At 65.1% G+C, this 24,902-nt stretch carries 23 protein-coding genes and 2 pseudogenes; 10 read left to right on the top strand and 15 right to left on the bottom strand.

Features of this window, described 5'->3' with window-relative positions; translation table 11 throughout:
* Positions 1-108: 108 nt before the first annotated feature.
* Positions 109-753, bottom strand: a complete 645-nt coding sequence (maiA, locus tag L0U84_RS01515; RefSeq protein WP_233846783.1) for a maleylacetoacetate isomerase — start codon at positions 751-753, stop codon at positions 109-111.
* A 34-nt stretch (positions 754-787) separates the two neighbouring features.
* Positions 788-1,486: a fumarylacetoacetate hydrolase family protein gene (locus L0U84_RS01510; protein ID WP_233846781.1), complete on the bottom strand. Its 699-nt coding sequence runs from the start codon at positions 1,484-1,486 to the stop codon at positions 788-790.
* A 221-nt stretch (positions 1,487-1,707) separates the two neighbouring features.
* On the opposite strand from L0U84_RS01510, the gene ybiB reads away from it, so the two are divergent.
* Together ybiB and L0U84_RS01500 are read left to right on the top strand one after the other, a co-directional pair.
* A complete protein-coding gene (gene ybiB / locus L0U84_RS01505; RefSeq protein ID WP_233846779.1) occupies positions 1,708-2,679 on the top strand; it encodes a DNA-binding protein YbiB in 972 nt (323 codons plus the stop codon).
* A 460-nt stretch (positions 2,680-3,139) separates the two neighbouring features.
* Positions 3,140-4,147, top strand: a pseudogene (locus L0U84_RS01500) (2-isopropylmalate synthase); the annotation flags it as partial.
* A 179-nt stretch (positions 4,148-4,326) separates the two neighbouring features.
* Here the strand turns inward: L0U84_RS01500 and L0U84_RS01495 are convergent.
* Together L0U84_RS01495 and L0U84_RS01490 are read right to left on the bottom strand one after the other, a co-directional pair.
* The gene (locus L0U84_RS01495) at positions 4,327-4,710 is read right to left on the bottom strand and encodes a nuclear transport factor 2 family protein (RefSeq protein ID WP_129961919.1); all 384 of its coding nucleotides are present in this window, start codon (positions 4,708-4,710) and stop codon (positions 4,327-4,329) included.
* 41 nt (positions 4,711-4,751) lie between these two features.
* Positions 4,752-4,838: pseudogene (locus L0U84_RS01490) on the bottom strand (acyloxyacyl hydrolase); the annotation flags it as partial.
* Positions 4,839-5,360: 522 nt separating this feature from the next.
* On the opposite strand from L0U84_RS01490, the gene rpoH reads away from it, so the two are divergent.
* The 5 genes from rpoH (at position 5,361) to cydX (ending at position 9,872) form a co-directional block, all read left to right on the top strand.
* Positions 5,361-6,296, top strand: coding sequence for an RNA polymerase sigma factor RpoH (gene rpoH / locus L0U84_RS01485; protein WP_233846777.1), 936 nt, complete (start codon positions 5,361-5,363; stop codon positions 6,294-6,296).
* Between the two features lie 413 nt (positions 6,297-6,709).
* Positions 6,710-6,970 (top strand): cytochrome oxidase putative small subunit CydP, encoded by a 261-nt coding sequence (gene cydP / locus L0U84_RS01480; protein WP_233846775.1) that lies wholly within the window; start codon positions 6,710-6,712, stop codon positions 6,968-6,970.
* Positions 6,960-8,552: a cytochrome ubiquinol oxidase subunit I gene (locus tag L0U84_RS01475; RefSeq protein ID WP_233846773.1), complete on the top strand. Its 1,593-nt coding sequence runs from the start codon at positions 6,960-6,962 to the stop codon at positions 8,550-8,552. Before cydP ends, L0U84_RS01475 begins: the two co-directional genes overlap by 11 nt.
* 34 nt (positions 8,553-8,586) lie before the next feature.
* Positions 8,587-9,723, top strand: a complete 1,137-nt coding sequence (gene cydB / locus L0U84_RS01470; RefSeq protein ID WP_233846770.1) for a cytochrome d ubiquinol oxidase subunit II — start codon at positions 8,587-8,589, stop codon at positions 9,721-9,723.
* A gap of 32 nt (positions 9,724-9,755) precedes the next feature.
* Positions 9,756-9,872 carry a cytochrome bd-I oxidase subunit CydX gene (gene cydX, locus L0U84_RS01465; RefSeq protein ID WP_233851900.1) on the top strand — a complete coding sequence of 39 codons (117 nt, stop codon included), beginning with the start codon at positions 9,756-9,758 and terminating at the stop codon, positions 9,870-9,872.
* Positions 9,873-9,989: 117 nt separating this feature from the next.
* On the opposite strand, the gene nagE is transcribed toward cydX, so the two are convergent.
* The 5 genes from nagE to L0U84_RS01440 all read right to left on the bottom strand — a co-directional run bounded on the left by nagE (position 9,990) and on the right by L0U84_RS01440 (position 17,473).
* Positions 9,990-11,810: an N-acetylglucosamine-specific PTS transporter subunit IIBC gene (gene nagE / locus L0U84_RS01460; protein WP_233846768.1), complete on the bottom strand. Its 1,821-nt coding sequence runs from the start codon at positions 11,808-11,810 to the stop codon at positions 9,990-9,992.
* Between the two features lie 131 nt (positions 11,811-11,941).
* Positions 11,942-14,521, bottom strand: coding sequence for a phosphoenolpyruvate--protein phosphotransferase (gene ptsP, locus L0U84_RS01455; RefSeq protein ID WP_233851898.1), 2,580 nt, complete (start codon positions 14,519-14,521; stop codon positions 11,942-11,944).
* 38 nt (positions 14,522-14,559) lie between these two features.
* Positions 14,560-15,576: an SIS domain-containing protein gene (locus tag L0U84_RS01450; RefSeq protein WP_233846766.1), complete on the bottom strand. Its 1,017-nt coding sequence runs from the start codon at positions 15,574-15,576 to the stop codon at positions 14,560-14,562.
* Entirely contained in the window at positions 15,560-16,663 is a 1,104-nt protein-coding gene (nagA, locus tag L0U84_RS01445) for an N-acetylglucosamine-6-phosphate deacetylase (RefSeq protein ID WP_233846764.1), read from the bottom strand. Before nagA ends, L0U84_RS01450 begins: the two co-directional genes overlap by 17 nt.
* 75 nt (positions 16,664-16,738) lie before the next feature.
* The gene (locus L0U84_RS01440; protein WP_233846754.1) at positions 16,739-17,473 is read right to left on the bottom strand and encodes a GntR family transcriptional regulator; all 735 of its coding nucleotides are present in this window, start codon (positions 17,471-17,473) and stop codon (positions 16,739-16,741) included.
* 367 nt (positions 17,474-17,840) lie between these two features.
* Between L0U84_RS01440 and L0U84_RS01435 the strand changes: the two genes are divergently transcribed.
* The gene (locus L0U84_RS01435; protein WP_233846746.1) at positions 17,841-18,767 is read left to right on the top strand and encodes a bifunctional helix-turn-helix transcriptional regulator/GNAT family N-acetyltransferase; all 927 of its coding nucleotides are present in this window, start codon (positions 17,841-17,843) and stop codon (positions 18,765-18,767) included.
* A gap of 77 nt (positions 18,768-18,844) precedes the next feature.
* On the opposite strand, the gene L0U84_RS01430 is transcribed toward L0U84_RS01435, so the two are convergent.
* Entirely contained in the window at positions 18,845-19,657 is an 813-nt protein-coding gene (locus tag L0U84_RS01430) for a MetQ/NlpA family ABC transporter substrate-binding protein (RefSeq protein ID WP_233846744.1), read from the bottom strand.
* Between the two features lie 271 nt (positions 19,658-19,928).
* On the opposite strand from L0U84_RS01430, the gene L0U84_RS01425 reads away from it, so the two are divergent.
* Entirely contained in the window at positions 19,929-20,219 is a 291-nt protein-coding gene (locus L0U84_RS01425) for a YciI family protein (protein WP_129963038.1), read from the top strand.
* A 74-nt stretch (positions 20,220-20,293) separates the two neighbouring features.
* Here L0U84_RS01425 and L0U84_RS01420 read toward each other — a convergent pair whose 3' ends face one another.
* The 5 genes from L0U84_RS01420 to L0U84_RS01400 all read right to left on the bottom strand — a co-directional run bounded on the left by L0U84_RS01420 (position 20,294) and on the right by L0U84_RS01400 (position 24,443).
* Positions 20,294-20,923 carry an SCO family protein gene (locus L0U84_RS01420; RefSeq protein WP_233846735.1) on the bottom strand — a complete coding sequence of 210 codons (630 nt, stop codon included), beginning with the start codon at positions 20,921-20,923 and terminating at the stop codon, positions 20,294-20,296.
* A 4-nt stretch (positions 20,924-20,927) separates the two neighbouring features.
* A complete protein-coding gene (gene cyoE / locus L0U84_RS01415; protein ID WP_233846733.1) occupies positions 20,928-21,833 on the bottom strand; it encodes a heme o synthase in 906 nt (301 codons plus the stop codon).
* 5 nt (positions 21,834-21,838) lie between these two features.
* The gene (locus L0U84_RS01410) at positions 21,839-22,948 is read right to left on the bottom strand and encodes a COX15/CtaA family protein (RefSeq protein WP_233846731.1); all 1,110 of its coding nucleotides are present in this window, start codon (positions 22,946-22,948) and stop codon (positions 21,839-21,841) included.
* Between the two features lie 22 nt (positions 22,949-22,970).
* Positions 22,971-23,657, bottom strand: a complete 687-nt coding sequence (locus L0U84_RS01405; protein ID WP_233846729.1) for an SCO family protein — start codon at positions 23,655-23,657, stop codon at positions 22,971-22,973.
* Between the two features lie 69 nt (positions 23,658-23,726).
* Positions 23,727-24,443, bottom strand: coding sequence for an SURF1 family protein (locus L0U84_RS01400; protein WP_233846727.1), 717 nt, complete (start codon positions 24,441-24,443; stop codon positions 23,727-23,729).
* Between the two features lie 111 nt (positions 24,444-24,554).
* Between L0U84_RS01400 and L0U84_RS01395 the strand changes: the two genes are divergently transcribed.
* Positions 24,555-24,764, top strand: a complete 210-nt coding sequence (locus L0U84_RS01395; protein ID WP_233851896.1) for a twin transmembrane helix small protein — start codon at positions 24,555-24,557, stop codon at positions 24,762-24,764.
* The last annotated feature ends 138 nt before the right edge of the window (positions 24,765-24,902 follow it).

The raw sequence follows: 24,902 nt of genomic DNA, 5'->3' as shown, positions 1-24,902 counted from the left end.
TGATTGCCGCGGCGTTCGGCGCTCGCGGCGAGCCAAAGGAAAAGGGCACTCCACGGAGTGCCCTTTTTTCGTTTCAAGCCGCCATCGACGTGTCACACGAACCCGCGCTCACTCCGCGTCCGGCTGTGCGCCCGGCGCCGCGCGTGCGAACGCGTCGAGTTGCATCGCGTGATCGTAGATGCGCTGGATCGTCGGAAACTTTGCGGTGTCGACCTTGAAGCGCTGCGCGTTGAACACCTGCGGAATCAGGCACGCGTCGGCGAGTGTCGGTGTGTCGCCGAAACACAGCTTGCCGGTGCGCGCGTCGCCGGCGAGATGCATCTCCAGCGTCGCGAAGCCCGCGTCGATCCAGTGCCGGTACCACGCGTCCTTCGCGTCGTCGTCGACACGCAGCGTGTGCTTCAGATAGCGCAGCACGCGCAGATTGTTCAGCGGATGAATCTCGCACGCGACCTGCAGCGCCACCGAGCGCACATAAGCGCGATCGAGCGGCGCCTTCGGCAGCAGGGGCGGCTCGGGATGCGTCTCCTCGAGATACTCGATGATCGCGAGCGACTGCGGCAGCAGATGACTGCCGTCGGCGAGCGTCGGCACGATACAGTCCGCGTTGATCTTGCGATACTCGGGCTTCAGCTGCTCGCCGCCTTCGCGCACGAGGTGCACGGGCACGTAGTCGTACGTCAGATTCTTCACGTTCAGCGCGATACGCACGCGATACGACGCCGAGCTACGGAAATAGCTGTAGAGCTTCATGTTGTCTGCCTCCTCCACCTGCCCCCAAGCCGTCTCAGACGACGCGCACGCTGAATTCGCCGAGCCCGTCCACGCCGCCCTTCATCAGGTCGCCCTTGACGACAGCACCGACGCCTTCCGGCGTGCCGGTAAAAATCAGGTCGCCGGGCCGCAGTTCGAACAGCGTCGACAGATACGCGATCGTCTCGGCCACCGACCAGATCAGCTGCGACACATCCGCGCGCTGCTTGTCCTCGCCGTTCACCGACAGCCAGACCGCGCCCTTGCCGATGTGACCAACCGTCGTAGCCGGATGAATCGGGCCGAGCGGCGCCGAGTGATCGAAGCCTTTGGCGGTATCCCACGGACGCCCCATTTTCTTCGCTTCGCCTTGCAGGTCGCGGCGCGTCATATCGAGACCGAGCGCGTAGCCGTAGACGTGGTCGAGCGCGCGCTCGACGGGGATGTCTTTACCGCCCTCGCCGATCGCCGCGACCATTTCCATTTCGAAATGGACGTTCTTCGTCTGCGACGGATACGGGAATTCGCCGGTCGTGCCCGGCGCGACGTAGACGACCGCATCGGCCGGCTTCGTGAAGAAGAACGGCGGTTCGCGGTCCGGGTCGTGGCCCATTTCGCGCGCGTGCGCCTCGTAGTTGCGCCCCACGCAGTAGATGCGCCGCACCGCGAACTGCTCGCTCGACCCCACGACCGGCACCGCGACCTGCGGTGCGGGTGCAAATACGTAACTCATCCCGTTCTCCGTTTTTCGATGGGCGCCGCCGAGGCGGCGAGAAACATCGAGTGTAACGCGCGGCACGGCGCGGGTGCGTGGCAAGCGGGCAGTCGGCAGTCGCTGCGTGCCGCTTCGTCGCTGTTCGCGGGCTCGCCTTAGATGCGATACTGACACCGAACAGCTCCCCGAATGGCGTAGCGAACCGCCACGCGCGGCACGCCACCTGCCTCTTGCGCACGATGACCGACTCCACCGATACCACTTCCCCCTTCCCCTGCGCCCGATTCATCAAGGAAATCGGCCGCGGCCCCAACGGCGCCCGCGCGCTGACCGCCGACGACACCCGCGCGCTCTACACCGCGATGCTCGATGGCCGCGTCGACGATCTCGAGCTCGGCGCGGTGCTGCTCGCGTATCGCGTGAAAGGCGAAACCGCCGACGAACTCGCCGCGATGCTGGGCGCGGCGCATACGTCGTTCGAGCCGGTGCGGCAGCCGCACGGCGCGTTCCGGCCGGTGTCGATTCCGTCATACAACGGTGCGCGCAAGCAGCCGAACCTCGTGCCGCTGCTGGCACTGCTGCTCGCGCGCGAAGGCGTGCCGGTGCTCGTGCACGGCGTCACCGAGGATCCGGGGCGCGTGACGAGCGCGGAAATCTTCGCCCATCTGCACATCGCCCACGCGCAGTCACACGCGCAGATCGAAGCGGGTCTGGCGGAGCGTCGCGTCGCGTTCGCGTCGATCGACGTGCTCGCGCCCAAGCTCGCGCGCCTGCTCGCGCTGCGCCGGCGCATGGGCGTGCGCAATTCGACGCATACGCTCGTTAAGCTGCTGCAGCCATTCGCGCCCGCAGGATTGCGGCTCGTGAACTACACGCATCCGCCGTATCGCGACAGTCTCAAGCAACTGTTCATCACGCATCCCGATGCGGCCGTCGGCGGTGCGCTGCTCGCGCGCGGCACCGAAGGCGAGGCGGTCGCCGATACGCGCCGCCAGGTGCAGGTCGACTGGCTGCACGACGGCATCTGCGAGACACGGCTGCCCCACGAACGCTCGTCGCCCGATGCGCCCGAAGTCGAGCTGCCCGAAGCGCGCGACGCGGCGACCACGGCCGCCTGGATCGACGCAGTGCTGCGCGGCGAAGCGCCGGTGCCGGGCGCGATCGAGCGGCAGGTCGAGCTGATCGTCGATATCGCGAAGACGGCGGCGTGACGGCCGCGGGTTGACAGGCCAACGCGCACCGTCATACAGTTGGCCTCATGCGTTCCCTTCCGAACACCCTCCGAATTATCTCCGGCCGCCTAGCGCGGCCCCTATCGCTACGCGTGGCGTAAGTCACACGTAGCGCCGCGCGCTGGCAGCTCCGGTTGCCGTCGGCGGTCCTCCCCGTAGTTCCCGCAGTTTCGCTTCACCCCCGTCGTAGTTCTCCACAACCCGTCGTCGTTTGCATTCGTCCGTTTACCGCGCGGCCGATGCGAGAGGATCAAATGCACGTTGCCCGGGCCGCATCCGCGTTCGTCTGTTCATTCGCCCGCGTCGTCATGACGTCGCGGGCCGCGCGCCCACTCGTTGCCGCCCGGCATCGGCAGGCACACCGTGCATGCGTGGCAGTCGGCCAACCGCTCGACGTCCCCACCCTCCGCCGACGACACCACGAATGAGGCACCTCACCATGTTGCGCAATCCCGCTGAAAAGTACCGTCCCTTTCCCGCCGTGCGGCTGAGCGGCCGCAAATGGCCGGGACGCACGATCGACGCCGCGCCCGTCTGGATGAGCACCGACCTGCGCGACGGTAACCAGGCGCTGATCGAACCGATGAGCGCCGCGCAGAAGCTCGACTACTTCGAGATGCTGGTCGCGATCGGTTTCAAGGAAATCGAAGTCGGCTTTCCGTCGGCGTCGCAAACCGATTTCGACTTCGTGCGCAAGCTGATCGACGAGCGGCGCATTCCCGACGACGTCACGATCGAAGTCTTCGTGCCGTCGCGCGCGGAGCTGATCGCACGCACGTTCGATGCGCTTGAAGGCTCGCCGCGCGCGATCGTTCACCTGTACAACGCGATCTGCCCGTCGTTCCGGCGCATCGTGTTCCAGCAGTCGAAGGACGAGATCAAGGCGCTCGCCGTCGAAGGCACGCGTCTCGTCAAGGAACACGCGCAGGCGCGGCCGGGCACACACTGGACCTTCCAGTACTCGCCCGAGACCTTCAACACGTCCGAGCTGCCGTTCGCGCGCGAGGTGTGCGACGCCGTCGCGCAAACGTGGCGGCCGACACGCGATCACAAGATGATCGTCAATCTGCCGGCGAGCGTCGAAGCGGCCACGCCGAACGTGTTTGCCGACCAGATCGAATGGATGCACCGCAATCTCGGGTATCGCGACAGCATCGTGCTGTCGGTGCATCCGCACAACGACCGCGGCACCGCCGTGGCCGCGGCGCAGCTCGCGCTGCTGGCGGGCGCGGATCGCATCGAAGGCTGTCTGTTCGGCAACGGCGAGCGCACCGGCAACGTCGATCTCGTCACGCTCGCGATGAATCTCGACGCGATGGGTATCGACAGCGGTCTGGATTTCTCGGATCTCGCGACAATCAGGCGCGTGGCCGAACGCTGCACGCGGCTTCCGGTGGCGGCGCGCCATCCGTATGCGGGAGAGGCCGCGATGCGTGGCACGCACGAGGCGCGCGACGCGAATGCCGAGGCGGGGAAGCACGGCGCAAGCAGGCGCGACAAAGCTGACGAATGCTTGACCGCGTAAATCTGAACTGAGCCTCGAGCCTGCGGCAGCGCGGTGCATATACCCCGCATTGCGCCGCCGCCGCGGGCGCGCTCACGAGGCGCGCCCGCGCCAGCAGAATCTCACTCGAGAGCGCAACGCGTTGCCTGCCATGCGATCAGCCGCCACTGCCCGTCTTCGTGCGTGTGAATCGCGGTATAGGCAATCGGAAACAGCAGCGCGCCGTTGTTGGCCTCCATCTCGATCAGCGCGCGGCCCGTGACCACGTAGGTTTCGCGCCCGGCCGGCAACACGTCCTGCGACTGCACCTCGATCTGCCGATAACGACGGCGCCCCGCGACGATCCCGTCGATGAACTGCCGCTTCGTTTCGCGCTTGCCATTCGTATGGACGTAGCTCACGTTGTCCGCGAGCAGCGTGTCGAGCGACTGTCCATCGCCGTCGACCATCGCGCGAAAACGCTCTCGTTCGAGTCCGCGAATCGCTTCGATCATCTTTGCCGCCATTGCAGAGCCCCTCGAACACCGCGAGCCGCAGACGGCCACGGTCAGACGTGATATTGCACATATAGCTGGCTGAAATTTATACCAGGATTCAGCTCTTTGATACTGCGATTGGAAACATGCTGAAAGCGGTGGACGGTGATGCGAGGTGCGCCTCGCGGATCAGCGGGGAATGCAAGTCGCAGGTTTGCCACGAAGTCCGGTTCTGGCACTAGAAGTTGCGCCTGACACCCGAACCCGAGGGCGAAATTGGCATTTAGAGTAAGTCCACGCAAAAACCAAATTCAGGTAGTTGATTTGGCCCCCTCACCTGGCGGTTATTAAGCGACTGCTTCCTTTACTTTAGGCGCCAATCTAGTGTCGCACATCAAACGAATCCAGCCTCACTTTCCGCAATTATTCACTCCCTGATATGCATATATGAGCTGATTGCGAGAACTACATGGAAAATGGCAGCAACTTGTATAGGACAAACAGGCGGACAAAATAGAGCGTATTATGGCTATCAAAATACGAAAATCAATAGGATTTTCGGGAACTTGGATACCCCTGCGAGCTCTAAGTATTAGCACTCGGCAGATCAGAGTGCTAACATCCATCGCTGGAGTCGTTTACTGAGTACGCTATTGTCTGATTCCAAAGGAGTTTCATACGTGAGCCATGCAATGACCCTTCCGAGTACTTTGAGCCCGTCGTCGGCTAAGGCCGCTTCGGCAGGTGCACTGGCGCTCTCGCATTCCTCGCTGCTGTCCGGTCAACTGGGCAACATCGACGCCTACATCCAGGCGGTCAACCGGATCCCGATGCTGACGCCGGCGGAAGAACGCCAGTTCGCCACCGAATTGCGCGAACACGACAATCTGGAGTCCGCGCGCCGCCTCGTGCTGTCGCACCTTCGGCTCGTCGTGTCGATCGCGCGTAACTACCTCGGTTACGGGTTGCCGCACGCCGACCTGATTCAGGAAGGCAACATCGGCCTGATGAAAGCGGTCAAGCGCTTCGATCCGGAGCAAAACGTACGCCTCGTGTCGTACGCAATGCACTGGATCAAGGCCGAGATCCACGAATACATCCTGCGCAACTGGCGCATGGTGAAGGTCGCCACCACCAAGGCGCAGCGCAAGCTGTTCTTCAACCTGCGCAGCCACAAGCAGGGTCTCGGCGCGTTCACGCCGGACGAGATCGAAGGTCTCGCCAAGGAACTGAACGTGAAGCGCGAAGAAGTCGCGGAGATGGAAACGCGTCTGTCGGGCGGCGATATCGCGCTCGAAGGTCAGGTCGAAGACGGTGAAGAGTCGTATGCGCCGATCGCCTATCTGGCCGACTCGCACAGCGAGCCGACCGCCGTGCTGGCTTCGCGTCAGCGCGACCGGCTGCAAAGCGACGGCATCGCAAGCGCGCTCGATGCGCTCGATCCGCGCAGCCGCCGCATTATCGAAGCACGCTGGCTGAAGGTAGACGACGACGGCTCGGGCGGCTCGACGTTGCACGAGTTGGCCGACGAGTTCGGTGTGTCGGCCGAACGTATCCGCCAGATCGAAGCCAGCGCCATGAAGAAGATGCGCGGTGCGCTGACCGAATACGCGTAAAGCGTCGAAGCCATGCGCGCGCACATGTGGCCCGCGCATGACATAGGTAAAAACGACACACGTTAATCGGTCGCGCGTCATTTGCCGACCAGTGAGCTCAAGCCCCGCCCTCGCAAAACGGCGGGGCTTTTTTATTCTTTTCGTTTTCTTCTTGCATCCCCGCGGCCGCGCGTTCGTGTCAGCCCGCCCCCCGAGCCAACCGGCCGGGGCCGGTAAGCCTTTCTTGACGTATCGCAAGTCCGGTAGCAATACTGCACAGACGCGGCAAGTTTCGCGACGTGATGCCGCATGGCCAACCCTGAGCGCGTGAGGTTCCCCCTCCTACAATCGGCATGCATTCGCCAGACTGCCTGACGGCAAGGGCGGTCTGGATCCAGCCGGACTCTCCGGCGTGAAGTCGTCTTCGACCGATCATGACCCTAGCCCTCAATCGCAGCAGCACTGTCCGATCGCGCTTGCGCGGCCGGTTCACCAGGTGGGTGCGCGGTCCAACGCTGGGGCGCGATCTCGCCATCATCCTCGCCATCAAGTTCGCACTACTGTTGGCGCTCAAGTACACGTTCTTCAATCATCCGCAGGCGGAGCACATGATGCTGCCGCCTGAGCAGGTCGCGCATGCGCTGCTGTCGGTGCCCGCCCCGCATCCGTCTCGAGGTGATCAACATGCCCGTTAGCGAAGTCGTAGAACTGTCACGGCTCCAGTTCGCCATCACCGCGCTTTATCACTTTCTGTTCGTGCCGCTCACGCTCGGCCTGACCTGGCTGCTGGTCATCATGGAGTCGGTCTACGTGATGACCGGCAAGCAGATCTACAAGGACATGACGCAGTTTTGGGGCAAGCTGTTCGGCATCAACTTTGCAATGGGTGTCGCGACCGGCCTCACGCTCGAGTTTCAGTTCGGCACCAACTGGGCTTATTACTCGCATTACGTCGGCGACATTTTCGGCGTGCCGCTCGCCGTCGAAGGGCTGATGGCGTTCTTCCTCGAATCTACGTTCGTCGGTCTGTTCTTCTTCGGCTGGAACAGATTGTCAAAAGTCCAGCATCTGATCGTCACGTTCTGCGTCGCGCTCGGTTCGAACCTGTCGGCGCTGTGGATTCTGGTTGCCAATGGCTGGATGAACAATCCGGTCGGCGCGAAGTTCAACTACCAGACCATGCGCATGGAACTCGACAGCATCGGCTCGGTGATCTTCAACCCGGTCGCTCAGGTGAAGTTCGTGCACACCGTGTCGGCTGGTTACGTGACCGCGGCGATGTTCGTGCTCGGCGTGTCGTCGTGGTATCTGTTGAAGCGCCGCGACACCGAGTTCGCGCTGCGCTCGTTCGCGATCGCCGCCGGCTTCGGTCTCGCGTCGGCGCTGTGCGTGATCGTGCTCGGAGACGAATCGGGCTATCGCACCGGCGAAGTCCAGCAGGTCAAGCTCGCCGCGATCGAATCCGAATGGGAGACCGCGCCCGCGCCGGCACCGTTCACGATCTTCGGCATTCCCAATCAGAAAGAGCAACGCACCGACTACGCAATCCGTGTCCCGTACGCGCTCGGCATCATCGCGACGCGCTCGCTCCACGAACCTGTGGTCGGCCTGCGCGAGCTGATCGCGGAAAACGAAGGGCGCATCAAGAACGGCATGCTCGCCTACGCGGCGCTGCAGAAGTTGAAAGGCGGCGACTCGAGCGACGAAGCGCATGCCGCGTTCGACAAGTACCAGGAAGATCTCGGCTACGGCCTGCTGCTCAGGCAGTTCACGCCGAACGTGACCGACGCGACGCCCGAGCAGATCGACGCGGCGGCAAAGAGCACGGTTCCGCCGGTGCTGCCGCTGTTCTTCTCGTTTCGCATGATGGTCGGCCTGGGTCTGCTGTTCCTCGCGACCTTCGTGCTCGCGTTCTGGTTCTGCGCGCAGCGCACACTGCTGCTCGAAAAGCGTCGCTGGTTCCTGCGCTGGGCGGTCATAGCGATTCCGCTGCCGTGGCTCGCCGCCGAGCTCGGCTGGATCGTCGCGGAGATGGGCCGCCAGCCGTGGAGCATCGCGGGCATTCTGCCGACCAACCTGGCCGCGTCGACACTGACGCCGCGCGATCTGTACCTGAGCATCGGCGGATTCGTGCTGTTCTACACCGGGCTGTTCGTCATCGAGATCATGCTGATGTTCAAGTACGCGCGGCTCGGCCCTTCGGCGTTGCATACGGGCCGCTATCACCACGAGAACGAATCGCAGGTGAAGCAGCCGCTGTCGAACACGGCCGCGTGACGCGCCGCCACACCGCCTCAGAGGAATGACCCATATGGACTACGCAATCCTCAAACTGATCTGGTGGGTATTGATAGGCGTTCTGCTGATCGGCTTCGCGCTCACCGACGGCTTCGACATGGGCGCGGCGATCCTGCTGCCGTTCATCGCCAAAACGGACTCCGAGCGCCGCATCGTCGTGAACACCGTCGGCGCGACGTGGGAAGGCAACCAGGTCTGGTTCGTGACCGCCGGCGGCGCGATGTTCGCCGCATGGCCGCTCGCCTACGCGGCATCGTTCTCGGGCTTCTACTTCGCGATGCTGCTGGTGCTGTTCGCGTTGTTCTTCCGCCCGGTCGGCTTCGACTATCGCGGCAAGCGCGAGGATCCGCGCTGGCGGAACGCGTGGGACTGGGGTCTGTTCATCGGCGGCTTCGTGCCGGCCCTCGTGTTCGGCGTCGCGTTCGGCAATCTGCTGCAAGGCGTGCCGTTCTCGTTCGATACCGATCTGCGCGTCACCTATCACGGCAGCTTCTTCGGCCTGCTCAATCCGTTCGCGCTACTGACGGGTCTCGTCAGCATGTCGATGCTCACCGCGCACGGCGCCGCGTTCGTCAAATGGAAGACCGACGGCGTGGTCCACGACCGCGCGTCGAAGGCGCTGCGGCTCGCGGCGTTATGTACGGTGGTGCTGTTCCTCGTCGCGGGCGCGCTCGTCGCGACGATGATCGGCGGCTATCAGATCGTCGACATGCCGCCGCTCGACGCGGTCTCCAATCCGCTGATGAAGACCGTGATCGGCGCGCCGGGTTTGTGGCTGACCAACTACGCGCTCTATCCGTGGATGGCGATTGCGCCGCTCGCGGGTCTCGTCGGCGGTGTGCTCGCGGTGCTGCTCGCTCGTTCGCGCTTCGAGGCGACGGCGTTTCTGTCGACGTCGCTGATGATCGTCGGCGTGATTCTGACAGCGGGCTTCTCGATGTTCCCGTTCATCATGCCTTCGTCGCTCGACGGCCGCAGCAGCCTGACCATGTGGGATTCGACGTCGAGCCGCTTGACGCTCCAGATCATGCTGTTCGCGGTGATCGTGTTCCTGCCGATCATCCTGCTCTATACGGGCTGGGTGTATCGGGTGATGCGCGGCAAGGTGACCGCCGCGGCGATCGAGGAAAACCACCATTCGATGTATTGACCGGCACTACGCTCGAAAAACAGGTGTTGGTGATGTGGTATTTCAGCTGGATTCTCGGCATTGGCGTCGCGCTGGCGTTCGGTGTCATCAATGTGATGTGGCTCGAATCGCGCGAGTTGGCGCGGGCGGCGAAGCGGGCGATTCGCTGAGGAGCGTCACGCTTTGGTGGTAAACGCAAAAGCGGCACCTCGGGACGAGGTGCCGCTTTTTTATCGCCGTGCCGTGATCGCCGCAGAACTCAACGGCGCTCGGCAGCCTTCAGCCGCTCACGCCGGCATCGGCGCCGCGCCCGCCCCACCGCCTTGCGACGACAGGCGCTCGGCCAGCCTCTGCGCATAGCGCTGCGCGGCCTCGCCGACGACGATATGGAACGTGTCGGTCGACACCCACGCGGTATCGAGCGTCGCGAGGCGCTGCCGATCGACCGCCGACGGATCGCGCACGACCACTCGCAGACGCGTCGCCGCAACCGCGTCGAGCGACACCACGTTGCCCGTGCCGCCGAACACGGCGAGCCAGCGCAGCGGATCGGGATCGAGCGGACCGCCTTGCGCATCGTGGGCGGGTTGAGCGTGCCCAGCGGTCTGCGCGACCGAAGCGGCACGGGTAGCCGCCGTAGTAGCGGCCGGCGCCGATACACCAGCACCCGCCGCCTTCACATCGCCCTCACCCCGTGCGATCGCCGTACGCATCTCATCGGCGATGATGTCCGCTTCCGGTCCGATGATCACCTGCACGTTGTTCGAGCCGCGCTTGAGCACGCCGCGCGCGCCGATCGACTTCAGTTCGCTTTCGGAGACCTTGTCCGCATCGACCACCGACAGACGCAGACGCGTCGTGCACGCATCGACGACCGACAGATTCGCCGCGCCACCGAGCGCCGCGATATAACGCTGCGCGCGCGGCACGGCCGCACCGGCCGCCGGCGCGACGAAGCCACCGGCCGCGAACGACTCGACCTGCTCGTCGGCAGCGGCGGGCTCACGGCCCGGCGTCGCCATGTTGAACTTTCGGATGAAGAAGCGGAACAGACCGTAGTACACGACCGAGTACACGATGCCGAGCGGAATCGCCCACCAGCCCTTCGTCGACAGACCGAAGTTCAGCACGTAGTCGATGAAGCCCGCCGAGAACGTGAAGCCGAGGTGAATGCCGAGCGCCGAGCAGATCGCGAGCGACAGCCCCGTCAGCAGCGCGTGGATTGCATACAGCACCGGCGCGAGGAACATGAAGCTGAACTCGATCGGTTCGGTCACACCGGTCAGGAACGACGTGAGCGCCATCGAGAACAGCAGGCCGAACACCATCGCGCGACGCTCCTTCGGCGCCTCGTGATACATCGCGAGACACGCGGCCGGCAGGCCGAACATCATCACCGGGAAGAAGCCGGTCATGAAGGTGCCCGCGGTCGGATCGCCCGCGAAGAAACGGTGCAGGTCGCCCGTGACCGGCGCGCCGCCAGCCGGCGTGAAGGTACCGAACACGAACCACGTCAGCGAGTTGAGGATGTGATGCAGGCCCGTGACGAGCAGCAGTCGGTTCAGCACGCCGAACACGAAGGCGCCGAGCGCGCCGGCCGTCGTGAGCCAGTGGCCGGCCACGTCGATCGCGCCCTGCACCGGCGCCCACACGTAGCCGAATATGATGCCGAGGCCCACACAGACCACCCCTGTCACAATCGGCACGAAGCGCTTGCCGCCGAAGAACGCCAGGTAGTCCGGCAGCTTGATGTCCTTGTAGCGGTTGTACAGCAGCCCTGCGACGATCCCCGCGATGATCCCCGACAGCACGCCCATGTTGAGCTTGTCGTTGATGTCCTTCATCACCGCGATCTGCACCAGATAGCCGATCGCGCCGGCGAGACCCGCGACGCCGTTATTGTCTTTCGCGAAGCCGACCGCCACGCCGATCGCGAACAGCAGCGGCAGGCTGTCGAAGATCGCGCCGCCCGCGTCGGCGATCATCTTGATGTTGAACACGTCGGGCTGGCCGAGCCGCAGCAGCAGGCCGGCGACCGGTAGCACCGCGATCGGCAACATCAGCGCGCGTCCCAGGCGCTGAATCTTCAGAAACGGATTTCCATCCATCGGTATCTCCAATTTTGTCTCGTAGGGGTACGTCTTGGTTGAGTGGTGCAGCAATGCGGGAATCGCGCCGCGCGTGAAGGCAGACGTGCTGCCGGGCGCACGGCGGGCGGACTCTCCAAATAATTAATTCTTCAATCGAGGGGCCACGTGGCGCGGCTTGCCGCTCTAACCGCCTGCGCGGAATCGAGCGCGAGCGCATCGCGGGCACGCTGGCGGCACAACTGATAGTCGAGCGTGCGCACGCGCGCCTTGATGCCGGGCACCGAGACCGGATCGACCGACAGCTCGGTCACGCCGAGGCCGACGAGGAGCGGCATCGCGAGCGGGTCGCCGGCGAGCGCGCCGCACACGCCGACCCATTTGCCGTGCTTCGCGGCACCTTCGACGGTCGCCGCGATCAGGCGCAGCACCGCCGGATGCAGGCCGTCCGCTTGCGCCGCGAGATCGGGCTGGCAGCGGTCCATCGCGAGCGTGTATTGGGTCAGGTCGTTGGTGCCGATCGACAGGAAATCGGCGTGCTGCGCGAGCTGATCGGCGAGCAATGCCGCCGACGGCACTTCGATCATTACGCCCACTTCGATCGGCTCGGTGCTACCCGCTTCGCGGGCAAGCTCGTCGATGCGCTTGCGGATGCGGATCAGTTCGCCCGCATCGGTGATCATCGGCAGCAGGATGCGCACGGCGCCGATCGGGCGCACCGCGAGCAGGCCACGCAGCTGGTCGTCGAGCAGATCGGGGCGCACCTGCGCGAGGCGCACGCCGCGCAGGCCGAGCGCGGGATTCGGCTCGGGCGGCAGCGTCAGATAGTCGACTTCCTTGTCCGCGCCGACATCGAGCGTGCGAATGATCGCGGTACGGCCGCGCAATGCATCGACGATCGCCTGATAGCTGTGGCGATGCTCGTCCGCGCTCGGCGCGGTCGGGCGGTGGATGAACAGCAGTTCGGTGCGCAGCAGGCCGACCGCGTCCGCGCCGTTGTCGACCGCGGCGTTCGCGTCGTCGAGCGTGGCGATGTTGGCGGCCACTTCGATCGCGCGGCCGTCGGCGGTCGCAGCTGCCTGCTGCGACGTGCGGCGATTCGCTTCGCGCACGTCGGCGAGACGGCTGCGTTCGCGCCGAGCGCGTTCGACGTCGAGTTCGGTCGGCGCGAATTCGAGCCGGCCGGTGCTCGCGTTCACCACCACCTGAGTGCCGTCGGGAATCGCATGCAACGCGTCGCCGACCGCGACCAGCGCGGGAATGCCCGCCTGACGCGCGAGAATCGCCGCGTGCGAGGTCGCGCCGCCGCGCGCCATCACGAGCGCGGTCACGCGCGTGCGATCGAGCGACGACAGATCCGAAGGCGTAAATTCGTCGGCCGCGAGCACCGCCTCGTCAGGCAGCGAGCGCGCCGTGCTGCTCGTGTAGCCGAGCGCGCGCTGCACGCGCTTTTCGATGTCGCGCAGATCGGCGGCCCGCTCGGCGAGCAGTGCGTCCTCCACGTTACTCAGGATGCCTATTTGCGTGCGGATCGCCTCGCGCCACGCGAAACCGGCGCTCTTGCCGAGGCTGATCAGATCGCGCGCGGCGTCGAGCAGCGTCGGATCTTCGAGCAGCACGCGATGCACCGCGAAAATCCCCGCCTCGCCGACCGAGCCGCGTTGCGACGCGTCGCGCACGATCGTGTCGAGATCGGCGTCGACAGTCGCGATCGCCTTGTCGAGCAGACGGCTTTCCGCCGCCGACGTGCCGCTCGCCTGCTCCGGCGGATCGACGTCCGCGTCGTCCCAGCGCACCAGCTTGCCGACCGCGACGCCCGGCGACGCGCACACGCCCGCGAGCGTATTCGGCGCGAGCGGCTCGCCCGCGGCGGGCGCGGCAACGACTGCCGCCGGTGCAGCCGCCGGCCGCACCGCTTTCTGTTCGTGCTTCTGTTCCACTTCGCCGTGCGCATCGCGAGTCAGTTCTTCAGCGACCGCATCGACCGCCGCCTGCGCCTGCGGACCGACGCCGAGCAACTCGACGTTCGCGCCTTCGCCGGCACCGAGTCCCAGCAGACCCACCACGCTTTCGATCGGCGCCTTGCGCCCGTCGTAGCGCACCTCGACGCGCGCGTCGAAGCCACGCGCCGCTTCGCGCGCCCGCGCCGCGGGCCGCGCGTGCAGGCCGCCCGCATGGGTCAGCGTGATTTGCCGGCGCGCCTCGTCCAGGACCTGCGTGGCGCTCGTTTCGCGCACCGCGTCCTGGCTGACGCCGTCGCGGGCACGCAGTACCAGCAGCCGCGATTCGCCGGACTTCACCAGGCCGTCCGGCGCGCGCTCGATCACCTCGAACGCATCCGAATTCGCGATTGCGATCACCGACACGAGGCTCGGCGCATTCAGCGCGACCTGATCCTGATCGAATTCGATCAGCACGTCGCCGGCGCGCACCTGCGCGCCCTGCCCGACCATCGGCGCAAAACCCTTGCCGTTCAGCCCGACCGTGTCGATGCCGATATGCAGCAGAATCTGCGCGCCTTCGGCGCTCTCGAGCGTCACCGCGTGGCCGGTGCGCGCGAGATGCGTGACGACGCCATCGCATGGCGCGACGAGCCGCCCTTCGAGCGGATCGACGCCGATGCCGTCGCCGAACATACCGCCCGAAAACACCGGGTCCGGCACCTTCGCGAGCGGCACGACCGGGCCGGTCAGCGGTGCAAGCAAAACAATGAGATCTTCGGAATGGCTCATCAGATTGGGCTTTTCGACACGTCGCATCGTCATTCTCGTCAGTGAGTTTCGGTGACTTTGTTCAGATGGCGTGGCGCGTCGGGATTGCGCCCGCGCGCGGCGGCAAGGTCCGCGGCCATCACGTAAAAGGACAGGATGGCGGCGATCGGATCGAGCGCCGCGTGTGCGGTGGAAACGAGCGGCAGCGAAGCTTGCGCGACGTCGTCGGGCGCCGCGAGCAACACGCGCGCGCCGCGCTCGCGCATGTCGTGCGCGAGTTGCAGCAGACCCGCCTGCTCGGGGCCGCTCGGCGCGAACACGAGCAGCGGATAGTCGCGGTCGATCAGTTCCATCGGACCGTGCCGCACTTCCGCGCTCGAAAACGCTTCGGCCTGGATGCCGGAGGTTTCCTTCAGCTTCAGCGCGGCTTCCTGCGCGATCGCGAGGCCAAGCCCGCGGCCAATCACGATCATCCGCTCGATGCCGCGCAACTCGTTGACGGCCATCGACCAGTCGAGCCGGCCCGCGCGTTCGAGCGCATCGGGCAGCGTGTTCAGTCCGGCGAGCAACTCGGCGTCGTTCTGCCAATGCGCGACCAGCTGCGCGGAGATCGACAGCATCGCGATATAGCTCTTGGTCGCCGCGACGCTCAGCTCGGGACCGGCCACGAGCGGCAGATGCCACTCGCACGCGTCGGCGAGCGGCGAGCTCGGTGCGTTCACCGCGGCGACCGTCAATGCGCCGGCTGCGCGCAGCGCGTTCATCGTGCCGACGAGGTCGGGGCTCTTGCCCGATTGCGAAAACGCCAGCGCAAGCTGATCGCGCACCTGCAGCGGCGCCTGCTGCAGTGTCGCGACCGACATCGGCAGCGACGCGACCGGCACGCCGAGGCGGCTCATCGTCAGGGATGCAAAGTAACTGGCGGCATGGTCCGAACTGCCGCGCGCGACGGTCAGCGCGACATGGCGCGGCTGTTCCGCGAGCTTGGCGGCGAGCGCCGCGACGCGCGAGGTGTCCTTGAGCTGCTCGGCGACCGTTGCGGCGGACGCGAGCGCTTCCTTAAGCATATTCGACAATGTCTTCTCCTTCGACGTAGGTCGCGACGAGCGCCAGCTCGCGGTCGAATACGACCACGTCGGCCCAGGCACCGCGCGCGATGCGGCCGCGGTCCTCGATGCCGAGATAGTCGGCGGCGTAGCGCGACAAACGGTGTGATACATCGGCGATCGGCAAGCCGATCGAGACAAGATTGCGCAGCGCCTGATCCATCGTCAGTGTGCTGCCCGCGAGCGTGCCGTCGGCCAGACGTACGCCGCCCAGACACTTGGTCACGTGCTGGCTGCCGAGGCGGTATTCGCCGTCGGGCATGCCGGTGGCCGAGGTGCTGTCCGTCACCACGTACAGGCGCGGAATCGCGCGCAGCGCGGCGCGGATCGCACCCGGATGCACGTGCAGCAGGTCGGGAATGATTTCGGCGTACTCGGCGTGCGCGAGCGCCGCGCCGACGAGGCCAGGGTTGCGGTGGTGCAGCGGCGACATCGCGTTGAACAGATGCGTAAAGCCGCACGCGCCGTGCTTGAGCGCGGCGACCGCGTCGTCATAGGTGCCGAGCGAATGGCCCAACTGCACGCGTACGCCGCGCGCCGCCATCTCGGAGATGATCTCCATGTGACCGGCGATCTCGGGCGCGAGGGTGACGACCCGGATCGGCGCGATCGACAGATACTTGAGCACCTCGTCCATCACCGCCGATACCGCCGCGTCAGGCTGCGCGCCGAGCTTGCCGGGGTTGATGTACGGCCCTTCCAGATGCACGCCGAGCACGCGCGCGCAACCCGGCGTGCGTACCCGCGTGACGTTGCCGAGCCCGGCGACGACGTTCATCAGTTCGTCGCGCGGCGCGGTCATCGTCGTCGCGAGCAGGCTCGTGGTGCCGTAGCCCGCATGCGTGCGCGTGATCGTTTCGATCGCGTCGCCGGCCTCCATCACGTCGGCGCCGCCGCCGCCATGCACGTGCAGATCGATGAAGCCGGGCAGGATGTACGGGGCGTCGTTCGTCGACGGATCGACGCGCTCGCCTGACAGTGCCGTGATGCGGCCGTTTTCGGATTCGAGCGTGCCGTGGATCCACCCTTCGGTGGTGAGTATGTTTCCGGTCAGCATGAGTCTCTCTGGTGCGTGATACGTATGCGGCAAATGTGCGTTCGCCGGACTTGCGGCCTACGCGGGCCGCGCGGCTCAGGTGCGCAATTCAGCGACGAAGTCGTAGTAGTCGTCGCGGCAATAGGTGTCGGTCAGCTCGATCGCGCGTTGATCCGCGCTGTAGCCGATACGGGTAATGACCAGCAGCGCGGTGCGCGGCTCGATGTCCATCAGCGCGGCGATTTCGCTCGACGCGTTGACCGCGCGAAAGTGCTGCAACGCGCGCACGACCGCCGCGCCGCGTTGCTCGAGAAAGCTGTACAGCGAGTCGCCGATCACGAGCGGATCGGGCACGATTGCGACCGGCAGCGCCGAATGCTCGACCGCCATCACGATACCGTCCGCGCGCCGCAGCCGCCGCAGGCTCGCGACGGCCGCGCCCGGCGACAGGCCGAGGTGCAGCAGCTCGTCGCGATTGGCGGCGCGCACGTCGCGTTCGAGCCACACCGAATCCGGGCGAAAGCCGCGCTGCTGCATCTTCTTCGTGAAGCCGGTGAGACGCGACAGCGGATCCTCGACGCGCGGCGTGATGAAGCTGCCCGCGCCGCGCGCGCGCCGGATCAGCCCCTGCTCGACCAGCAGCTCGATCGCCTTGCGCGCGGTAATGCGCGACACGCCGATCGCATCGGACAGCGTGCGCTCGGAGGGCAACGCCTCGCCGGCCGACCAGACGCCGCAATGGATCGCCGTCGCCAGGTTGCGCGCGAGCTGCAGGTAGAGCGGCGTGACGTTGCGCACGTCAGGCATCAATGCGGACCAGCGAGTTTCCATGGGGCTCCAAGGACGCCGCGAACAGTACGGCCCGGAAAAATGAGAGCCCATTATATAACCAACATAATACCAGTCAACGGACTGGTTCCATGCTGGTCCGAATCGCCGGAAAGCCTTGTCACGCACGGCTCTCAGCCGGTTTTAAGGGCTTTTTCTGGATGAATTTGCAGACCAGGACTTTCCCGTATCGCACTCGCTTGACGATACCAGCGAGCCGTTAGCGGCCTCTAGTGGTATCAATTCAACTCCGACGATCAATACCTGTTTAATACCAGTTGGCGTCTCGCCGCGATGAACTGGCTTTGTAAATAAGGGTCGTGCCAATATAGTGCGGTGTACCGACACAAAAAGTCCCGGGGAGCCGCCCTTGACAGATTCCGAGGCGCTGCGGCGCGCTCAGGCCGTCCGCCACTTCAATCGCTTCTATACTCGATGCATCGGTGCTCTGCACGAGCATCTGGCCCGCAGCGAGTTCTCGCTGACGGAGGTGCGCGTGCTGCACGAGCTGTCACGCGTCCGCGCGCAGACCGCGTCGGTGCTTGGGCGCGCACTCGGGCTCGATAGCGGCTATCTGAGCCGCCTGCTGACCAGTTTCGAGCGACGCAACCTGATCACCCGCCGCCCGTCCGACACCGACGCGCGCCAGTCGCTGATCGCGCTCACCGAGCACGGCCACGCGATCTACGCGCCGCTCGACGCCGCCGCCGTTCACGAAGCACTCGGCCTGCTCGACAGACTCAGCGCGCTCTCGCAGGAACAGTTAATCGCCGCGATGAAGCTGATCGAGCGCCTGCTCGGCGACCAGCCGAAGCACGAGCTCGTGGTGCTGCGTCAGCCGCGCGCCGGTGAATGCGGCTGGCTCGTGCATCGTCAGGCGCAGTGGTTCACCGCGCAGTACGGCTGGGATCAGACGTTCGAGGGCTTGCTCGCGCGCGTCGTCGCCGAGTACACGCAGCGCAACGATCCGCTGCGCGAGAAGTGCTGGATCGCCGAGCAGGAAGGCATGGTGGTCGGATCGGTTTGCCTCGTCGGGGTCTCGACGACCGTCGCGGGCGTGCGCCTGCTGTGGGTCGAACCGGACGTGCGGCGGCTCGGCATCGGCACGCAACTGCTCAGCGAATGCGTGCGCTTCGCGCGGCGCGCGGGCTACACGAAGCTCACGCTGACCACCGCGAGCGCATTGGCGGAGCCGCGGCGGCTCTGCGAACGCGCTGGGTTCGAGCTGGCCGCCAGCGCGGCGCAGCGCCGCTTCGGCCATGATCTGATGATCGAACGATGGGAGTTGGGGCTATAAAAAAAGCACGCGCCTGTACAGGCGCGTGCTTTCCCGATGCCATGCGATCGCGCTTGCGATCGCTCTGAACGCGTCGCTTAGAACGACGGCACCATCGAACCCTTGAACTGCGTCTTGATGAACTGGCGCACCTCTTCCGACTGATACGCCGCGACCAGCTTCTTGACCCACGGCTGATCCTTGTCCTTCGCGCGCACGGCGATCAGGTTCGCGTACGGGCTGTGGATGTCTTCGAGCGCGATGGCGTCCTTGGTCGGCTGCAGGCCGGCGGCCAGCGCGAAGTTCGTGTTGATGACGGCGGCGTCGACGTCGGCGAGCGAACGCGGCAGTTGCGCGGCGTCAAGTTCGATGAACCTGATCTTCTTCGGATTGTCGACGACGTCGAGCGGCGTTGCGTTGTTGCCGCCCGTGGCCGCGCCGTCCTTCAGCTTGATCACGCCTTGCGCCTGCAGCAACAGTAGCGCGCGATTTTCGTTCGACGGATCGTTCGGCACCGCGACCTTCGCGCCTTGCTGCAGGTCCTTCAACGACTTCAGCTTCTTCGAGTACGCGCCGAGCGGCGAGATGTACGTGAGACCCGCGTTGACGAGCTTGTAGCCGCGCTGCTTGATCTGGCTATCGAGGTACGGCTGGTGCTGGAAGCTGTTGGCGTCGAGGTCGCCCGCGTCGAGCGCAGCGTTCGGCTGGATGTAGTCGTTGAACTCGACGACCTTCACGTTCAGGCCTTCGCGCTTCGCAACCTTGGTGACGACTTCCCAGATCTGCGCGTCGGGACCGCCGATCGTGCCAACCTTGATGACCTTGTCGTCGGCGTGCGCGCCGAAGCTGGCCAGGATCGCCGCACCGGTGACGACTGCGGTGAGGGCTTTGAGGATATTTCTGCGCTGCATGTGATTCTCGCTGTTGCGGTTCGACGTTTGAGTCGATGGCTCCGATCGATGCCGGAGTCGGATGAAAATGGGCGGCGCTCCAGTTCGTGCTGGTGCACCGCCGGCCAAACCACAAATTGTTTCATATGGGCGGCAAGTTGGGAAATACCCTTACCACATATGGTTATGCGAAGCGCGAGCGCGACGGCGGTCGCGACGCCGAATTCGCGGCTAACCGATAATCCAGAGTCGTGGCCGCGCACGGCCCACTTAACCGCCAGTGAGAACGATCATGTACGTGATCAACCTGATCTACACCGCCCCGCTCGATCGCATCGACGACGCGCTCGACGCCCATCGCGCGTTTCTCGCGAAGCAGTTCGACGCGGGCATCTTCGTCGCGGCCGGCCCGAAAGTGCCGCGCGACGGCGGCATCATCCTCGCGGTGCGAATCGAACGCGACAGGCTGGATCGCATCCTGGCGAGCGATCCGTTCGCCGAGCAACAGCTCGCGCGCTACGAGGTGACGGAGTTCAAGACGACGCGTCTCGCACCGGGGCTGAATTTGCCGATTCCGGCCTGAGCGCGAGTTGCGAAGAAGAGATTGTTGCGGGGAGGGTGAGCGGCGTCGTTATCAAGAGCCGCCTGCGATGCGCGTCAGTCAAGCAATAGCTTGATGTCATGCACCCACGGCGTCGCGCCCTGGCCATCGCGCGCGAACAGACGCAGCTTGCCGTCCGTGTCGAACACATAGCTCGCGGCCGTGTGGTCCATCGTGTAGCTGTCGGGCGTCTTGCCCGGCACCTTCGCGTAGTAGACGCGGAAGTCTTTCGCCAGCTTCGCGAGCTGCTCTTCGCTGGCGGGACGCAAGCCCACGAAGCTCGGATTGAATGCCGGCACGTATTGCGCGAGCAACTGCGGCGTATCGCGTTCGGGGTCGACGGTGACGAATAGCACCTGCACGCGTTTCGCGTCTTCCGGACCGAGTTGCTGCAACGCCTGGGACAACTCGGCCATCGTGGTCGGGCAGACGTCCGGGCAATGCGTATAGCCGAAGAACAGCACGACGACCTTGCCTTTGTAGTCGGCAAGCGTACGGATCTTGCCGGACGTGTCGGGCAACGAGAAATCGCTGGCGAATTGAGTATTGCCGGTGATGTCGAGATTCGCAAAAGCCGGTGGTTGCTTGCCGCAACCCGCCATAAGCAATGTGCCGCCCAACGCCGCGCCGAGCGCGCAAGCCATCACAGCGGCGCGCGCGACGCGCGCAAAGCGGTTGTTGAACATGGTGTTACGCGCCGATCACGACGCGCGCGTAGTGGTCGATCAGCAGCGCAGCGAACAGCAGCGACAGATAGACGATCGAATAGCGGAAGGTCTTGCGTGCGAGTTCGTCCGAATACTCCCGGTAGATCTTCCACGCATACGCGAGAAACACGGCGCCGAGCAGCACCGCGGCCGCGAGGTACACGACGCCGCTCATGCCGGAAATGAACGGCATCAGCGTGACCGCGAACAGGATCACCGTGTAGAGCAGGATATGCAGGCGCGTGTACTTTTCGCCGTGCGTGTTCGGCAGCATCGGCAGGCCGGCGTTTTCGTAGTCCTTGCGGCGATACAGCGCGAGCGCCCAGAAATGCGGCGGCGTCCACACGAAGATGATCAGCACGAGGATCCACGCGTCGCCGGGCACGTGACCGGTGACCGCAGCCCAGCCGAGCGCCGGCGGCATCGCGCCCGACGCGCCGCCGATCACGATGTTCTGTGGCGTGGCCGGCTTCAGCAGCAGCGTATAGATCACCGCATAGCCGACGAACGTGGCGATCGTCAGCCACATGGTCAGCGGATTGGCGAACGTGTACAGCGTCCACATGCCGAGGCCGCCGAGCACGGCCGAGAACAGAAGGATCTGCGGGGTGGTGATTTCGCCGCGCGCGGACGGACGCCACGACGTGCGGCGCATTTTCGCGTCGATCTGCTGCTCGACGAGGCAATTGATTGCGAACGCCGCGCCGGCCAGCAGCCAGATGCCGACGGTGCCGCCGATCAGTACGGTCCACGGCACCATGCCCGGCGTCGACAGGAACATGCCGATGACCGCGCAGAACACCGCAAGCTGCGTAACACGCGGCTTGGTCAGTGCGAGATATTGGGAGACCCGGCTGCCGGGCGTTTGGGAGAGTGTTGTGCTGTCCATGTGAGTCACGCTGGCGCGGCTTCGCGCGCAGGGAGCGCGGCGCGGCCGGGACGGCTATAAGCGATCCGAAAGTTTAACATAACGAGCAACAGCAGCAGGATCGCGGCCCCGCCGTTATGGGCGACCGCGATCGGCAACGGCCATTGCAGCACGATGTTCGACAAACCGGTGATGAACTGAATCAGCACCACCAGCAGCACACCGTTGGCGGGTCGCCGCAGCGATTCGAAGCGGCGCATCTTCAACGCGAACCACACCAGATAGCCGATCACGATGAACGCGAACGTGCGATGCGTCCAGTGAATCGCGACCAGTGCATCCTGCGTGATTACGTCGCCGTCGCCGGTCATGCCGAGCGCACGCCACAAGTGGAAACCGTGCGCGAAGTCCATCGGCGGAATCCATTGCCCGTTGCAGGTCGGGAAGTCGGTGCACGCGAGCACCGCGTAGTTCGTGCTGACCCAGCCGCCGAGAGCGATCTGCAGCACCAGCAGCGCGAGACCCGCGAGCGCCGCGACCCGCCAGTGCGCGGTTTCGGGCTCGTAGGCAGGCAGCGGCGTCAGGCGCGCCGCGAGCCAGCCGAGCGTGCCGAGCAGCGCGAGGCCGAGCAGCAGATGCGTGGTCACGATGATCGGCTGCAGCTTCATCGTCACGGTCCACGCGCCGAACACGCCCTGCACGACGATCAGAAGCAGCAGCGAAGTCGGCCACCACGGCGACACGTGCAGTGCACGACGCTTGATGCGCGCGGTCCACGCGATGATCGTCTGCGCGATGATCAGCACGCCGATCGCCATCGCGAAATAGCGGTGGATCATTTCGATCCATGCCTTCGTCATGCTGACCGGGCCGCTCGGCATCGCCTGATAGGCTGCGGAGATCGCCGCGTGCGCAATGAACGGTGACGACGTACCGTAGCAGCCTGGCCAGTCCGGGCAGCCGAGGCCCGAATCGGTGAGGCGCGTGAAGCCGCCGAACATCACGAGATCGAGCGTCAGGAAGGTGGTCAGCCAGACCAGCTTGCGGAATTTGTTGTCGTCGGCCTTGACCCACACGTAGGACAGCGGCAACAACGCGATACACAAGCCGATCAGGCCCAGTTGCAATACGAACATCTCATTTACCCAGGTTGCGGCATCAGCCGATGGTCGACCATTTGAGCAGCTTGGTCAGGTCGCCTTTGATCTTGCTCGGGTTCGCGTCCTTCGGAAAACGCATCATCAGATTGCCGTTCGGATCGACCAGATAGATGTGGTCGGTGATCCGCGTGCCGGTGTCGGCGGGCAGCCACGCGGCGAGCTGCGCCGGGTCGGCGATCAGCATGTCGGTGTTGGGGTACGCGGTTTGTATCACATCGGCGACCTTGTCCGCATCGGTGCGCAGCCACACTTCCACGACGCGCTCGCGTTCCGGGCCCTGTGCTGCGCGGATTTGTCGCATGAAGTAGAGCTTCGTCACGCAAGCTTTGTCGCACGCGCTGTTGTCGACCGAGATCATCAGCCAGCGGCCGTGCAGCGACGCGAGATTCAGCGGCTTGCCGTCCGCGCCGGTGACCACGAGCGAGTCGGGGATCGGCCGTTGCGGCTCGACCAGTGCGCCGTAGTTCGTGCTGCCGCCGGTCGGCTTGACGACGTAGTACATGAAGTACGAAACCGCGATCGGCGCCGCGCAGATCACCGCGAGCAGCAGCAGCACCCAGCGGCCGCGCCGCCACGAGCCCGGGCCGTTCGGTTGGCCGGGCATCGCTTTGGCCGCGGCGGGTTTGCCGGTGGGTTTGCCAGCGGGTTTGCCAGCTTCGGACGAACGGGGAGTTTGAGTCGACACTACAGAACCTCTTTCAATGTTCGGACGGCGGCGGCCCGTGCCTTCCCGGCCTTCCGTGCCTTCCATTCCTCACGCGCCCGGCGCGTGTTCTTTTTTGCCCGCGCGGCGCGCCGCATACAGACCGAAGGCGAGCGCGGCGGCGGCCATGCCCCACCACTGCATCATGTAGCCGTAGTTGCGCTCGACGCCAGTGGTCGGCGCGGGCCAGTCGCGCACCAGACCGTCGCGGGCATCGCCGGTCTGCTGGACCACGAACGATTGCAACGGCAGCCCGGTCTCCGCGGCGTACGCAGCGACGTCGAGATTCTGCCGGATCATGTGATGCGCGGCCGATCCGCCCTCGCCGAGCTCGAACGCGCGCGACGCATCGGCGCGCGCAATCCCTTCGATCTCGACCTCGCCCGACGGCGTCGAGTACGGCGCAATGGTCTCGCGACTGCTGAGGTTGCGCGGCAGCCAGCCACGATTGACGAGCACGTAGCCGCCGTCGGCGAGTTTAAAGGGCATCACGACGTAAAAGCCCGGCTGATCGTTATACGGACGATTATCGAGGTACACGACCTTGTCCGCGACGAAACTGCCCCGCGCCTTCACGCGATGAAACTCGACGTCCCTCAGCGCGAGCGGCGCCGCGCTGACCGGCAACGCTGGCGCGGTTTCGAACTGCGTGATACGCGCCTCGAGCGCTTCCTTCTGATGCGCGCGATCGCGCTGCCAGAAACCGAGCCGCACCGTCACGACGACGACCAGCAGGATCAGCAGCGCGGGAATCAGGCGAAACTTCATTGCAGGTGCTCCGGGATCGCGTTCAGGGTCGCCGGGAACCTGCGGCAGACGCCCGCGCGCGGTGCGATAATGAATGTCTTGCCACTGCGCTTTCCGGTTTCAGTTGGTTCCATGCACATTATCGTTCCCATCGCCTTTGCTCTGATCATCGCCAGCATGGTGTCGGCGCTGTATTTCATGATGCACGACAAAGGCAAGACCAAGCGGATGGCCTGGTCGCTCGCCACGCGGGTGGGCCTGTCGATCTCGCTGTTCCTGTTCATCCTGTTCGCACATTGGATGGGTTGGATTCAATCGACCGGGATTCCGTACGGGCGCTGACGCTCGCGGATAGCACTTCGGTGCAAACCGTCTGCGGAAAAATTCCCTCGCCGCCAAACAAAACGCCGCCCTGACAGGTCGAGGGCGGCGCTGCATTCATCCTTGTATCTTGCTCGCGCGCACCGCCTGACAGGTGTG

The organism is Paraburkholderia sp. HD33-4 (genome assembly GCF_021390635.1).
Lineage (GTDB): Bacteria > Pseudomonadota > Gammaproteobacteria > Burkholderiales > Burkholderiaceae > Paraburkholderia.
The sequence above is the reverse complement of the archived record's forward strand: the minus strand, read 5'-3'. Positions and strand labels throughout refer to the sequence as shown.